General features: G+C 63.8%; 6 protein-coding genes and 2 pseudogenes. 5 read left to right on the top strand and 3 right to left on the bottom strand.

Features of this window, described 5'->3' with window-relative positions; all coding sequences use genetic code 11:
• Nucleotides 1–17: 17 nt before the first annotated feature.
• Nucleotides 18–1523, bottom strand: a pseudogene (locus tag B0O95_RS17115) (DNA translocase FtsK); the annotation flags it as partial.
• A 2008-nt stretch (nucleotides 1524–3531) separates the two neighbouring features.
• Here B0O95_RS17115 and purT point away from each other — a divergent pair.
• Nucleotides 3532–4764 carry a formate-dependent phosphoribosylglycinamide formyltransferase gene (gene purT / locus B0O95_RS03340; protein ID WP_104076639.1) on the top strand — a complete coding sequence of 411 codons (1233 nt, stop codon included), beginning with the start codon at nucleotides 3532–3534 and terminating at the stop codon, nucleotides 4762–4764.
• A 380-nt stretch (nucleotides 4765–5144) separates the two neighbouring features.
• Nucleotides 5145–6656: a DEAD/DEAH box helicase gene (locus tag B0O95_RS03335; RefSeq protein WP_104076638.1), complete on the top strand. Its 1512-nt coding sequence runs from the start codon at nucleotides 5145–5147 to the stop codon at nucleotides 6654–6656.
• Between the two features lie 7 nt (nucleotides 6657–6663).
• Here B0O95_RS03335 and gluQRS read toward each other — a convergent pair whose 3' ends face one another.
• Together gluQRS and B0O95_RS03325 are read right to left on the bottom strand one after the other, a co-directional pair.
• The gene (gluQRS, locus tag B0O95_RS03330; RefSeq protein ID WP_104076637.1) at nucleotides 6664–7578 is read right to left on the bottom strand and encodes a tRNA glutamyl-Q(34) synthetase GluQRS; all 915 of its coding nucleotides are present in this window, start codon (nucleotides 7576–7578) and stop codon (nucleotides 6664–6666) included.
• Nucleotides 7579–7645: 67 nt separating this feature from the next.
• The gene (locus B0O95_RS03325) at nucleotides 7646–8527 is read right to left on the bottom strand and encodes a sulfurtransferase (protein ID WP_104076636.1); all 882 of its coding nucleotides are present in this window, start codon (nucleotides 8525–8527) and stop codon (nucleotides 7646–7648) included.
• A gap of 304 nt (nucleotides 8528–8831) precedes the next feature.
• Between B0O95_RS03325 and dnaE the strand changes: the two genes are divergently transcribed.
• The 3 genes and pseudogenes from dnaE to B0O95_RS03305 all read left to right on the top strand — a co-directional run.
• Nucleotides 8832–12428, top strand: a complete 3597-nt coding sequence (gene dnaE / locus B0O95_RS03320; protein WP_104076635.1) for a DNA polymerase III subunit alpha — start codon at nucleotides 8832–8834, stop codon at nucleotides 12426–12428.
• The gene (gene msbA, locus B0O95_RS03315; RefSeq protein ID WP_233203087.1) at nucleotides 12358–14232 is read left to right on the top strand and encodes a lipid A export permease/ATP-binding protein MsbA; all 1875 of its coding nucleotides are present in this window, start codon (nucleotides 12358–12360) and stop codon (nucleotides 14230–14232) included. The genes dnaE and msbA overlap by 71 nt, the downstream gene beginning before the upstream one ends.
• 335 nt (nucleotides 14233–14567) lie before the next feature.
• Nucleotides 14568–14783: pseudogene (locus B0O95_RS03305) on the top strand (helix-turn-helix domain-containing protein); the annotation flags it as partial.

The raw sequence follows: 14783 nt of genomic DNA, 5'->3' as shown, positions 1-14783 counted from the left end.
GGTGCGGGTGCGGTGGCTCAGTCCGTGGGCGCCGGCGCGAGCACTTCGCGGCTACCATTGACTCCCATTGACGACACTAGTGAGGCCGCTTCCATTTGCTCGACCAAACGGGCAGCGCGGTTGTAGCCGATGCGCAACTGCCGTTGCACCGACGAGATCGACGCGCGGCGGCTGCGCAACACGAATGCCACGGCCTCGTCATACAGCGGATCGGCCTCTGCATCGGGCGCCTCGCCGAATAGGTCCGTGGCCGCACTGTCCCCGGGCACGCCAGCTAAGATGCCTTCTTCGTATTCCGGTTCACCGAACTGTTTCAGATGTTCGACGACGCGATGTACTTCTTCGTCCGCGACGAAGGCACCGTGGACCCGCTGCGGATAGCCGGTGCCGGGGGGCAGGAACAGCATGTCCCCTTGGCCGAGCAGCGATTCCGCGCCCATCTGATCGAGGATGGTGCGCGAGTCCACCTTGGACGATACCTGGAATGCCACCCGCGTCGGAATGTTCGCCTTGATCAGGCCCGTAATCACGTCGACTGACGGCCGTTGCGTGGCCAAGATCAAGTGGATCCCCGCAGCCCGGGCCTTTTGCGCGAGCCGCGCGATTAACTCCTCGATCTTCTTGCCGGACACCATCATCAGGTCCGCTAGCTCGTCGATGACCACCACGATCATGGGTAGGGGGGCAAGCGGTTCCGGTGCGTCCGGCGTCAGCGAGAACGGATTGCCGACCTTGCGTCCGGCCTGCTCAGCATCGACGATTTTCTGGTTGAAGCCCGCGAGGTTGCGCACACCGAGCGCGGACATCAGCCGGTAGCGCTTTTCCATTTCCGCGACGCACCACGTCAGTGCGTTCGCGGCGAGCTTCATGTCGGTCACGACCGGCGCAAGCAGGTGCGGGATGCCCTCGTAGACCGACAGCTCCAGCATCTTCGGGTCGATCATGATCAACCGGACGTCCTGTGGCGTTGCCTTATACAGCAAGGACACGATCATCGCGTTGATCGCCACCGACTTGCCCGAGCCGGTGGTGCCGGCCACGAGCATGTGCGGCGCGCGCGCCAAGTCGGTCACGACCGGTTCACCCGTGATGTCCTTGCCCAGCGCGAGCGTGAGTTGCGATGCCGAACCCGTGTATTCCCGCGACGCGAGGATGTCCGCCAACCGGATCACTTGCCGTCGAGCGTTGGGCAGTTCGAGTCCCATGCAGGTCTTGCCCGGGATCGTCTCGACCACGCGGATTGACGTCAATCCGAGGCCGCGTGACAAGTCCTTCATCAAGCCTACGATCTGGCTGCCGCGCACCCCCAGTGCCGGCTCGATCTCGAAGCGCGTGATTACCGGGCCGGCCGAAGCGCCGATCACGGACACCGGCACCTTGAACTCCTTGAGCCGTTGCTCAATTAATTGGCCGGTCGCGGCGAGCGTCGCCTCGGATACCGGTTCGATAATGTCGGAGCCGCTTGCGAGCAGCGCCAGGGCCGGCAATTCGATAGGCGAGGCGGCGCTCGCCTGGAATGGGAACGTGTTGCGCTTCGAGGCGGGGCTTACCGCCGGTACGGTTTCGTCGGGTGCTGCAGGCACCGTGGCGGAAACCGGCGCGCCGTTGGGACCGGGCATCGACTCGAGCATGGACATCGGCCCGGGTGTAGATATCGGCGCCGACGTCGGCAAGGGTGCCGGTGCGCAGACGACAGCGGCAGCTGTCGCTGCCGCGGCCCGGGCAGTCGGCGGGACGACCGGTGGGGGAGCGGCTGGGGGCAGGTCTGGCGGCGCATCCATGCGCAGCTCAGGCGACCGAAGGGTGTCCAAAGGCGTCTCGGCACGCGCTGGCGGGAGGGGGGCCAATGGTGGCGAGTCGGATTCCGACGACGATCGGGTCGGCGGCGTGAGAGCATATTCCGGTGTGGCTGCGTCCGGCGGTGCCGCAGCGGGCCTTGACTGGTCCGGATCCAATCGCGGCGCTGCACACGCCGACGAAGACGTAACAGGGGACGTTGGAGCGAGCGCCGCCGGGGACGGATCGTGAGGTATTGCCGCAGATTCTGACGAGGGTTGAGCCAGCGGTGACGCAGCAGGCACGGGCGCTTCTGGCAGCGCGGTGGCCGTGTTGCCGTGGCGACCCGCTCGTCGGTCAAGGCTTGCGCCGGCGAGCGCGCTCCATTGAGCTGCTTGTTGCTCGATCGCGCGCAGTGCCGCCACGATGCTTGGCGGTGCTGACGGTGCTGACGGCGCAGCGAACACGCCGTCCAGTTGTGCTGGTCCACTCGCGGGGCTGGCGCGCTGTGCCGCAGCGCGCTCTAGGTAGTTGTCGCTCGGCCGATACGGGCGCGGCGGCGTGCGCGACGGCACTAGCCGGGGAGCGGGCGCGGCGGGGGCGCCGCCACGCGGCATCATGCGGCGCGCTTTGTCACCGTCGGGCACGGCTGTGCGCGGGATGGCGCGCGAATGGGCCGCATACGGGGGCACAGCCGGCCGCACCAGTGAGGCCGGCCTCGTCACGCGCAAGGTTCCCGCCGTCTTTAGCGGTTCGTTTCTGCCGCGTGAAAGAACCTTCGAGGTGTTGGGCGCAGGGGCGGTGCACGGCGCCGGGGTGGCCACTGGCGACACCGCGGGCGTCGACGTGGCGGCGGGCAACGCGGTCGCCGGCCCGCGGCCGTGGTCATGAAGGCTCGCCGATGGGCCCGCCGACTCGAACCGGGCGTCCGGCGATGGGGCCGTAAAACCGCGTGTCATGCCCAGGCGCTTCGGTAAGCGGCGCGCGTCGGGCCAGCGGGATGCGGACGCGCGTTTGCCACGCGTATCGTTCGGGCCAAAACCGCCGTTGCCGAGCACGCGAAAATAACTTTCGCGCGGACCCTGCGTTGCGTCGCCGCCGGTGGAGCGACGTGTCGGGCGTTCATGTTGTTCGTCACGCGACGGGCGGCGTGTGCCGATACCGATGCCTAGGCCGAAAGTACGGTCCAGGTACGCGAGGCATTGCGCCCATTGGGCGCCAAATAGCCACGGCAGTGCGGCGATCCACAACAGCGTGAACACGACGATCGACGCGGGTGTGCCCAGCAGCGCGGCCAGGCCTGCGGCGCTTGCACGGCCGATCGCGTCGTACGCAGCATGCGTTGCGAGCCGCGCTTCCAGCGCGCTGCTGGCGACCAAGACGACGACGGCGCCGAGCCACAGGCGGATTGTTCCGGGCCCCTGCAGGCCGGTGCTGCCCGGCCACAGTGCACGCGCGAGCCGCCACGCGAGGACGATAAGCCAGGCTGTGGAAAATCCGAATCCGCCAAGAACCACACTGAGCATGCTTGAATAGAATCAGTCAGAGAGAGTAGTGCCGCACTGCCGGACGACGATCGCGGATCAAGGAGCAAGTTTAACGGCTCGATGTGAATGCCGTGGTGGCCACCGGTCCTGACCGCGTACCCATGGCTGATGCAACCCGCGTGTGCGGCGGGCATCCCCCGAAGGGGCAGCATGTTAACATCGGCGGCCATGCTGCACTACCGGTCTTGGCTACATCAAAGGGGAATACATGTCCGTCAGTTCGTTTAGTCGCCGGCGTTTCGGCACGCCATTGTCGCCGGGTGCGACCCGTGTGATGCTGCTCGGTGCCGGCGAACTGGGCAAAGAGGTGATCATCGCGTTGCAGCGGCTTGGGGTCGAGGTGATTGCGGTCGATCGCTATGCCGATGCCCCTGGCCACCAGGTCGCGCACCGTGCGCATGTGATGGACATGACCGATGGCCACGCGCTTCGCGCACTGGTCGAGCAAGAGCGCCCGCATCTGATCGTGCCCGAAATCGAGGCGATCGCCACTGACGAGCTTGCCATGATCGAAGCCGAGGGACTGGCCGAAGTGATCCCCACCGCACGCGCGGCGCAATTGACGATGAACCGCGAAGGCATTCGCCGCCTGGCCGCCGAGCAACTGCAATTGCCGACCTCGCCCTACGCGTTTGTGGACTCGCTCGACGCACTGCAAGCCGCGATCGACGCTGGTATCGGCTACCCGTGCGTGGTCAAGCCCGTCATGTCGTCCTCCGGCAAAGGCCAGTCCGTGCTCAAGAGCGCTGTAGACGTTGAGCGGGCTTGGCATTACGCGATGTCGGGCGGGCGTGTGCACCACGGCCGGGTGATCGTCGAGGGTTTCGTGCAGTTCGACTATGAAATCACGCTGCTCACCGTGCGAGCTACCGATCCGGCAAGTGGCGGGGTTGCGACGTATTTCTGTGAGCCGGTGGGCCACCTGCAATTGGACGGGGACTATGTCGAATCATGGCAACCGCAGCCCATGAGCCCGCTGGCGCTCGAGCGGGCACGTGAGGTCGCTCAGCGGATTACGGCCGCACTGGGTGGGCGTGGGCTATTTGGGGTCGAGCTATTTGTCCGCGGCGATCAAGTCTGGTTTTCCGAGGTCAGTCCGCGTCCGCACGATACCGGGCTCGTGACGCTGGCCACGCAACGCTTTTCCGAATTCGAACTGCATGCACGCGCGATCCTGGGTTTGCCGGTGGATCCCGCGTTGCGCTCGCCCGGGGCGTCGGCGGTGATCTACGGCGGTCGCGACGAGAAAGGCATTGGCTTCGACGGTGTTGCCGATGCGCTGGCGGTGCCGGGCGCGGACCTGCGGCTATTCGGCAAGCCGCAGAGCTTCGTCAAGCGCCGCATGGGTGTGGCGTTGGCGGTGGCGTCGAGCGTCGACGAAGCCCGCGAGCGCGCACGCACGGCGGCCAGCCGTGTCAAACCAGTCAGTGGCGGCATATGACCGAGTCGTGCACGCACGGTGACACGCCAGAACGGTGACACTATCCCGACGCGTGCGCGGACGTGATCGATCCATGATTGCCCCGCGCTGTATGCGCGTTTCCGATCTCCTACAATCACAATCTGACCGGGTCTTGGATTCGGCCGCAGCGGGCTAACCGTTTGCATTCGCCGCCCGATTGACTAAACAACGCTGGGGCGTGAAGACATCCGCTACGCGATCGAGGGCATGACTAAATTGCGCTTGATGGTGATGCGCAATGCATGCGCCCCGTCGCGCCGGATCCGGCCTTGGGCGCGTAAAGTGCTACAATTTAAAGCTATTTCCAGTGTTTCATCAGGGGCAGCCGCGCGTGCGGCCGCTTGAGCGAACGCCCACACATGCCATCAGATCCAGCCATTATTTCACGTTCCGTTCCGACTGACGCGGGGGCTTGCGGTGCTACGGCAAGCGCCGCCGCCTCCAGCTCCACGCCAGCCGCTGCCCCGTTGTCATTCGACGGGTTCGGCCTTGCCGCGCCGATCCTTCGGGCGATAGTCGAACAAGGCTACACGAAACCGACGCCGATCCAGGCGCAGGCGATCCCCATCGTGCTGGCCGGACGCGACGTCATGGGTGCGGCGCAGACCGGCACCGGCAAGACGGCTAGCTTCTCGCTACCGATCATTCAGCGCTTGTTGCCGCTTGCCAGTACCAGTGCGTCTCCCGCGCGTCACCCGGTGCGGGCGTTGATTCTGACGCCCACGCGCGAACTCGCGGACCAGGTGGCGGCCAATGTGCATGCGTACGCCAAGCATACCCCGCTACGCAGCGCAGTCGTGTTCGGCGGCGTCGATATGAATCCGCAGACGGCTGCATTGCGCCGTGGGGTCGAGATCCTGATCGCGACGCCTGGCCGGCTGCTCGATCATGTGCAGCAAAAGAGCACGTCGCTGGCGCAGGTGCAGATGCTCGTGCTCGACGAGGCAGACCGGATGCTCGACATGGGCTTCCTGCCCGACTTGCAGCGGATCCTGAACCTGCTGCCGGGCCAAAGGCAAACGTTGTTGTTTTCCGCGACGTTCTCCGCCGAAATCAAGAAGCTCGCGTCGACCTACTTGCGCAATCCGGTCACGATCGAGGTGGCCCGCAGTAATTCGACGGCGTCGAACGTGCGGCAGATCGTCTTTGAGGTGGCCGAGCCGGACAAGCCGGCGGCGGTCGTGCAGCTGATTCGTCAGCGCGAATTGAAGCAGGTGATCGTTTTCTGCAACAGCAAGATCGGTGCGAGTCGGCTTGCAAGGCAACTCGAGCGCGATGGCGTGGTCGCCACCGCAATCCATGGTGACCGTTCGCAAAGCGAGCGAATGCAGGCGTTGGATGCGTTCAAGCGCGGCGAGATCGAGGCCCTGGTTGCGACCGACGTGGCCGCGCGCGGCCTGGATATCGCGGAGTTGCCGGCGGTGATCAATTTCGACTTGCCGTTCAATGCGGAAGACTATGTGCACCGGATTGGGCGCACGGGTCGTGCTGGGGCATCCGGCGACGCGCTGTCGTTGTTCAGTGGCAACGAGCGCAAGCAACTGGCGGACATCGAAAAACTGATCAAGCGGGCGTTGACCATCGAGCCGCTCGAGTTGGAACGGCCGGCACGTCAAGGCCGCTCGCGTTATCGTGACGATCGCGACGACAGCCGTCGCGATCGACATGCGCACGTCGCTGACCGGGTGCGCGCGTCAATGCGTGACGCTCAGCCGGTCGATGACTTCTTCACGAAGCCGTATGAGCCGTCGTCTTCGGCCCGTCAGACGTCGGAACGCGAGGAACCGAGCCCGTCGGCCGACAAGAAGACGCCGAAGCGACCGCTGGCCGCGCTGCTGGGCGGCTTCGGCATGCCGCGCCGGAATTCGTGACGGTGTGTCACGCGTGCCTCGCCAGGCGCGCGCCCCAAGCGGGCACGGCCTCGCGATAGAACGCCTCCAGCGTTGTGCATCGCTGGGGCGCCAACGCGAGCCCGAGATGCGACGCCGCAGCCAATAGCGCCTTGAGCGGCCGATCGATGTCGATCGGCGGTGCACCGGTTTGCTTGCTCAATTTCTCGCCCTGCGCATTGGCGATCACGGGCACGTGCAAATAAGCGGGCGTCGGATAGCCGAGGCAGCGCTGCAAGTAGATTTGCCGCGCGGTGGAATCGAGCAGGTCTGCGCCGCGCACGACGTCGGTAATCCGTTGCTGCGCGTCGTCGACGACCACTGCGAGCTGGTAGGCCCAGAGGCCATCCGCGCGCCTCATCACGAAGTCGCCGACCTCGGTGGCGAGATTCTGCTGCTGCGCATGCTGCCAGCGGTCATTGAAGACGACCACTGCGTTTTCCCCGTCCGGCACCCGAATGCGCCACGCACGCGCTGGCTTGCCGTGCAATCCGCTTCGGCACGTTCCTGGGTAGGCAAGTGTCGTGTGTCGAACGTGCGTGCGCCGCAGCGAATCAGCGATTTCCTTGCGTGTGCATCCGCATGGATAAATCAGGCCCGCTGTATCCAATTGCGTGAGCGCTTGCTGGTACAGCGCGGTACGAGTGCCTTGCCATACCGGCGTTTCATCGCAGTGCATGCCGAGCCGGTGTAGCGTCTTCAAGATGTGTTCTGCTGCGCCGGGCACTGTGCGCGGTATATCGATGTCCTCTATCCTGACCAGCCACATGCCGTCATGCGCACGCGCGTCCAGGTAGCTCGCTAGCGCGCTGACCAGCGAACCTTGATGCAGCGGGCCGCTCGGGGACGGCGCAAAACGGCCGCGATAGCGGCGCGGCGACGCGCTCCCGGTTATCCTCTGCATCGCAAAGCGTTTTTTACGTCACGACCAGTGGGCAAGCCGCGCCTATCGCGACCCGACAGGGCGCGCATCATGTGGCGATCTGTGCCGATGGCTCGGATGATGGGCACGTATCGTTCGCGCAGTGCGGGCACTGTTCGCCGGCGACATAAAGCGGCGATCGTTGTTCGGTTGGGGTGACGACCCCGCGGCACGCGAAGCACTGCACAGTGCCGGTCGGTTCGAGTTGCGGGTTGAGCGCCGTTCGATGATCGAACACGAAGCAGTCGCCATGGTAGTGAGCGCCGCCCACTTCTTCGAAGTACTTCAAGATGCCGCCATCGAGCTGGTACACGCTGTCAATGCCGATGTTGTGCATATGGATTGCGGCTTTCTCGCAGCGGATGCCGCCGGTGCAAAACGACACGACGGTCTTGTCTGCCAGTGTGTCTCGATGCGACGCGACAGCATCCGGAAACTCGCTGAACTTTGTCAGCCGATAGTCGATCGCGTTGTCGAATGTGCCCACGTCGACTTCGAACGCATTGCGCGTGTCGAGCATCACCACGAGACGGCCGGCGTCATCGTGCCCGCGATCGAGCCATTGCTTCAGGGTGCGCGCATCGATCGCCGGCGCGCGGCCGGCTTCGGGCCGTATTGCCGGTGACTTCATCGTGATGATCTCACGCTTGAGCCTGACCAGCATGCGTCGGAACGGTTGCTTGTCCGACAGGCTTTGCTTGAATGGCAAATCCGCGAACTTACCGCCAAACATCGGGTCGGTGCGCAGGTAGTCGATGAACGCGTCAGTTGCCTCGCGGCTGCCGGCGATGAACAGGTTGATGCCCTCGGGCGCTAGCAGAATCGTGCCACGTAGCGCCAGCGCGTCGCATCGCTGTCGCAGCACCGGACGCCACGTGTCGAGCGCGTCCAGCGAAATGAATTTGTAGGCGGCAAGGTTGACGATACTCATGGTGTGCTGCTCTTGGCGAAAACAGAAATCAATGTGGCCGTGCGGTGACTGTAGGCAGGAGGGCGCTTGGTCCGCCCATCGACCGGGATGGCACCGGCGTCATAGGGTTGTATTATCGCCGATCCGTCGCCCAGACCGCATCGGCCGGTTGGTCAGCGAGCGGTCGCGCTTATTCACATAGGCCGTCTCGCTCACATCGTCCGTCTCGCCGACTGGGCCGCCTGGCGCAGACCGGTATGCTGTCGTGAGGGCCGGCGCGGCAGCATGACGGTCGGTGTCGCTCCCCGCAAGGTAAAATACCTCTATGTCTGATCCACGCTTCGTCCATCTGCGCGTTCACTCCGAGTTTTCCATTGCCGACGGCATCGTGCGTCTTGACGACGCGGTCGAGCGGGCAGCGGAAGACGGGCAAGGTGCGCTTGCACTGACCGATCTCGCCAACGCGTTCGGCCTGGTGCGTTTTTACAAGGCGGCTCGTGCGCACGGCGTCAAGCCGATCGTCGGTGCCGACGTCTGGGTCTCGAACCCCGACGATCGCGACAAGCCGGCACGGCTGTTGTTGCTCGTCAAGGACCGGCGTGGCTATCTGAACCTGTGCGAGTTGCTCAGCCGCGCGTGGTTGACGAACCAGTACCGCGGTCGGGCCGAGGTTGACTGCCAGTGGTTCGAAACGGGCCTTGCCGAAGGCCTGCTGGCGTTATCCGGTGCGCAACACGGCGACATCGGTATCGCGCTGGCCGCGGGCAACGTGCAGGCGGCCGCACGCCATGCGCAGCGCTGGTCGGCGATCTTCCCGAATGCGTTCTACATCGAGTTGCAGCGAATGCGGCAACCGGGTGTCGAAGCTTATGTACAGCAGGCGGTAGAGCTTGCTGCGCAGTTGAGGCTGCCCGTAGTGGCGACGCATCCGGTGCAGTTTATGACGCCGGAGGACTTCACCGCGCACGAAGCGCGCGTATGTATCTCCGAAGGCGACATACTTGCCAACCCAAGACGCGCGAAGCGGTTTTCGACGGACCAGTACTTTTTCACGCAGCAGCAGATGTGCGAGCTGTTTGCCGATATCCCGTCGGCGCTGGCCAACACGGTGGAAATCGCCAAGCGCTGCAACCTGACGCTCGAACTGGGCAAGCCCAAGCTGCCGTTGTTCCCGACACCGGACGGGATGTCGCTGGACGATTACCTCGTTCAATTGTCCAACGCTGGACTCGAGCAGCGCCTCGAGCAGTTGTTTCCGGACGCGACGCAACGTAACGCGCAGCGCCAGACGTATCAAGAGCGGCTGGCGTTCGAGTGCGACACCATCATCAAGATGGGTTTTCCGGGTTACTTCCTGATCGTTGCGGACTTCATCAACTGGGCCAAGAACAACGGGGTGCCGGTGGGGCCGGGGCGAGGGTCGGGCGCCGGTTCGTTGGTGGCGTTCGCGCTCGGGATCACGGATCTGGATCCGTTGCGCTACAACTTGCTGTTCGAGCGGTTCCTCAATCCCGAGCGTGTCTCGATGCCGGACTTCGACATCGACTTCTGCCAGGATGGCCGCGATCGCGTGATCCAGTATGTGAAGAGCAAGTATGGTGCAGACGCGGTGTCGCAGATCGCCACGTTTGGCACGATGGCCGCAAAGGCTGCGGTGCGCGACATCGGCCGCGTGCTGGACTTGGGCTACAACTTCACCGATGGTGTCGCGAAGCTGATTCCGTTCAAGCCTGGCAAGCATGTGACCATTGCCGACGCGATGAAGGAGGAGCCGCAGCTGCAGGAGCGATTCGACAATGAGGACGAGGTGCGCCAGTTGCTCGAACTCGCGCAACGCGTTGAAGGGTTGACGCGCAACGTCGGCATGCACGCCGGTGGCGTGTTGATCGCGCCGGGTAAGCTTACTGATTTTTGTCCGCTGTACACGCAGGGTGACGACGGTGGCGTCGTCAGCCAGTACGACAAGGACGACGTCGAGGCCGTCGGGCTCGTCAAGTTCGACTTTCTCGGATTGACCACGCTCACAATCCTCGATTGGGCCGAGCGCTACATCCGGCGACTGGACCCGTCCAAGCAGGATTGGTCGCTCGCGCAGGTGCCGCTGGACGACCCTGCGTCGTTCACGATCCTGAAGAACGCCAATACGGTGGCGGTGTTCCAGCTGGAAAGCCGCGGCATGCAAGGCATGCTCAAGGATGCGCAGCCCGACCGCTTTGAGGACATCATCGCGCTGGTCGCGCTGTACCGGCCGGGCCCGATGGATCTGATTCCAAGCTTTTGCGCGCGCAAGCATGGGCGGGAAACGGTCGAATATCCGGATCCCCGCGTCGAGCCTATCCTGAAGGAGACCTATGGCATCATGGTCTATCAGGAGCAGGTGATGCAGATGGCGCAGATCATCGGCGGCTATTCGCTTGGCGGCGCGGACTTGCTGCGCCGCGCGATGGGCAAGAAAAAGCCTGAGGAGATGGCCAAGCATCGCGAGCTGTTCCGTGAAGGGGCGGCCAAGAATGGCTTGAGCGCGGAAAAGGCCGACGAAATCTTTGACTTGATGGAGAAGTTCGCCGGCTACGGCTTCAACAAGTCGCACGCGGCGGCGTATGCGCTGCTCGCGTATTACACCGCGTGGCTCAAGGTGCATCATCCGGCCGAATTCATGGCGGCCAATATGTCGCTCGCGATGGATGACACCGATAAGGTGAAGATCCTTTTCGAGGACTGCATCGCGAACCATCTGGCGGTCCTGCCGCCGGACATCAACCAGTCGGCCTACCGCTTCGAGCCGGTGGCCGATGCGCCGGGCAAGCGCTCGAAGATGATCCGCTACGGCCTTGGCGCGATCAAGGGTAGTGGGCAGAACGCGATTGAGGAGATTCTGCGGGTCCGCGAGTCGCAGCCGTTCAGCGACCTGTTTGACTTCTGCGAGCGCGTCGATCGCCGCATTGTGAATCGCCGCACGATCGAGGCGCTGATTCGGGCCGGCGCATTCGATTCGCTGCACGAGAACCGGGCGCAACTGCTCGCGTCGGTGCCGCTGGCGATGGAGGCGGCCGAGCAGGCGAGTGCCAATGCGCTGCAGGGCGGCCTGTTCGACATGCCCGATGGCTCGAGCGGCCATCAGCATGAGTTGGTCGACGAGCCGGCGTGGACCGAGAAGCGCAAGCTGCAGGAGGAAAAAGCGGCGCTTGGCTTCTATATTTCCGGGCACTTGTTCGACGCATACAAGGACGAAGTGCGACGCTTCGTGCGCCAGAAAATCGGGGAGCTGAAGGAAGGGCGCGACAAGGTGATCGCCGGCGTGATCACCGCGATGCGCACGCAGATGACGCAACGCGGCAAGATGCTGGTCGCGGTGCTGGATGATGGCACTGGCCAGTGCGAGGTCACGGTCTTCAACGAGATTTACGACGCGAACCGTGCGATCTTCAAGGAGGACGAACTGCTGGTCGTGCAGGGACAGGCGCGCAACGACAGCTTTACTGGCGGTATTCGCTTCACCGTCGACACCGTTATGGATCTGGAACGCGCGCGCCGCCGCTATGCGGACTCGCTACTGCTGTCGATCAATGGCAATGCGGATCCGAGGCGGCTGCGCGATCTGCTCGAACCACACCGGCTAGCAGCGACATCGCAATCCGAACAGATGCCGGCCGCCGCCGGCACACCGGGCCGGGCTCGCAATGTCGGTGGCCCGTCGCGTGGCCCCGTGGGCGATGGCGGCAACGGGCGTCGCAACGGCGATGCGCGTGGCGGCCCGGAGCCGGGCGGCTTGCGGGTCAGGATCCGTTACCAGGGCATTGGCGCGCAATGCGACTCGACGCTGGGTGACGCATGGCGCGTGAGGCCTAGCGATGACCTTCTCAACTTGCTGCGCGCTGAATTCAGCGCGAGCGCTGTCGAGATCCAGTATCCGCAGCGCTGACACCACCGAAAGGATTGATTTGACTACACCTGAGAACAGCGTTGCCAGCAGCGTGGCCAAGCCCGTCGCGCACGTCGATGTGCTGGCCCGTATTGGCCAGATCGTGCGGCCGTACTGGTGGGCTGTGGTGCTCGCGATCGTATCGATGGGGCTGGTGGCGGCGGCCGAGGCGGGCATACCGGCGTTGCTCAAGCCGTTGATCGACAAGGGTTTCGGCACGAAGGACCCGAGTTCGTCGGTCCGCTGGTCTGTTCCGGTGGCGATCATCGGACTCGCGCTGGGTCGCGGGCTTGCCCAGTACGCGTCCGGCTATCTACTATCCTACGTGTTGAACCGCACTTTGTTGGACCTGCGGCTGCAGATGTTCCAGACGATGCTGCGCGCGCCGGCCGCTTTCTTCCAGCGCGAGACGGCCAGCACGATCATCAATGCGATCGTGTTCGAGGTGAACCAGGTGCTCAACGTGCTGACGAACGTGCTGGTCACGCTCGTGCGCGATTCGTTGACGGTGGTGTTCCTGCTCGGTTATCTGTTTTACCTGAATTGGCGCTTGACGCTGATCGTTGCGGTGATCCTGCCGGCGATCGGCTGGCTGGTCAGCAAGATCAACCGGCGCTTGCGTCGGCTCAATCGTGAGCAGCAGATGCTGACCAACCAGCTGTCGTACATCGTCGAGGAGACGGTCGGCGGCTACAAGGTCGTCAAGGTGCACAACGGCGAACCGTACGAAATGGGCCGCTTCACGCATATGAGCCGGCGCCTGCGTGGCTATGCAATGCGGGTGACGATTTCCGGGGGCCTAGCTCAGCCAATGACGCAGTTCCTTGCATCGATCGCTTTGGCAGTGGTGATTACCATTGCCGTGATCCAATCGGCGAACGACCAGACGACGGTCGGTGGATTCGTCGCGTTCGTCACGTCGATGTTGCTCGTGATTTCGCCGTTGAAGCACTTGATCGACATCAATCAACCATTGACACGTGGCATGACGGCCGCCGAGCTGATTTTCGGCCTGATTGACGAGCCAGTGGAAAACGCCGGCGGCGAACGGAAACTCGATCGTGCGAGTGGCAGTGTCGAATTCGAGCATGTGAGCTTCGACTATGGGGCAGCGCAGCGGCCGACGCTCGACGACATCTCGTTGAAGATCGCGCCGGGTGAGATGGTGGCGCTGGCCGGGCCATCCGGCAGCGGCAAGACCACGCTGGTGAACCTGTTGCCCCGCTTCTTCGATCCGACCGCCGGACGCGTGTTGATCGACGGCGTGCCGTTGCCCGAGTATCGATTGTCAGACCTGCGCAAGCAGATCGCATTCGTCAGTCAGGATGTCGTGCTGTTCAACGATACAATTGCGGCCAACGTCGCGTATGGGCAGCCTGTGGATCGCGATCGCGTCGATGCCGCGCTACGCGCAGCCAGCCTCACGGAGGCGGTCGCGTTGATGCCGGCGGGGATCGATACGCTGGTTGGCGACAATGGCATGCGACTGTCCGGCGGACAGCGGCAACGGCTCGCGATTGCACGCGCGATCTACAAGGATGCGCCGATCTTGATCCTCGATGAGGCGACGTCGGCACTCGATTCGGAGTCGGAGCGCCATGTGCAAGCGGCGCTCGAGGTGCTGATGCGTGGACGGACCACGCTGGTGATCGCGCACCGACTGTCGACGATTGAACGCGCCGATCGCATCCTCGTGCTCGAGGGTGGCCGGATCGTCGAGGAGGGGACGCATGCGGAGCTGTTGCGCCACGACGGTCTGTATGCGAACCTGCATCGGATTCAGTACCAGCAGGGGACGGCGTAGCGGTGCGCGCCACACGCTCGAATTCAAGCTGGAGGCCGGTGCGGCTGGTCAAGGCTGGACAGAGCATTGCGGCGGTGGCCGCGACGTTGGACGTGCCGGCATAGTCGATTTCGAACTAGACTCGGGTGTCATTGCCTCATGGGCGAGGCCGTAGCGCATTATCGTCCGCGAGATCTGCCGCAAGTACGGCTGTGCCCAGCTCTTTGGCCCGTCGAAAGAAGCCACGGACAAGCGCAGCGTTACGTAGCTGTGCTACGACTCCGGCATCGACGAATCGGCTCATCTCCTTGTGAAAGGCGGAAGCTGCAACTGGGTCGTCAAGCTGGTTTAGCTTACTACGCCGCTATCAGGAAGCCGGCGAAGCAGGTCTCCCATCCCAAAGCCGCCGTTCACACCGAAGACCAAGCCAGAAGGTTTTTGAGACCGATCGAGCAACGGTCTTCCGACTGCGTGCCGAGCACAAAGGCGCGCGGCGGATCCAGAATGAGCTGCGAGTGCATGAGCAAAGAGAACTATCCCTGGCGACCATTCACAAGATCTTGTGCCAGGCG

The organism is Mycetohabitans endofungorum (assembly GCF_002927045.1).
Classification (GTDB): Bacteria; Pseudomonadota; Gammaproteobacteria; order Burkholderiales; family Burkholderiaceae; genus Mycetohabitans; species Mycetohabitans endofungorum.
Note: the sequence above shows the minus strand (reverse complement) of the source record. Positions and strands in the feature narration are given on the sequence as shown.

Excerpts from the sequence above, each read along its gene's own strand:
- B0O95_RS03325 (WP_104076636.1), bottom strand. The coding sequence starts at position 8,527 with ATGAGTATCGTCAACCTTGCCGCCTACAAATTCATTTCGCTGGACGCG.
- purT (WP_104076639.1), top strand. The coding sequence starts at position 3,532 with ATGTCCGTCAGTTCGTTTAGTCGCCGGCGTTTCGGCACGCCATTGTCG.
- B0O95_RS03335 (WP_104076638.1), top strand. The coding sequence starts at position 5,145 with ATGCCATCAGATCCAGCCATTATTTCACGTTCCGTTCCGACTGACGCG.
- dnaE (WP_104076635.1), top strand. The coding sequence starts at position 8,832 with ATGTCTGATCCACGCTTCGTCCATCTGCGCGTTCACTCCGAGTTTTCC.
- gluQRS (WP_104076637.1), bottom strand. The coding sequence starts at position 7,578 with ATGCAGAGGATAACCGGGAGCGCGTCGCCGCGCCGCTATCGCGGCCGT.
- msbA (WP_233203087.1), top strand. The coding sequence starts at position 12,358 with ATGACCTTCTCAACTTGCTGCGCGCTGAATTCAGCGCGAGCGCTGTCG.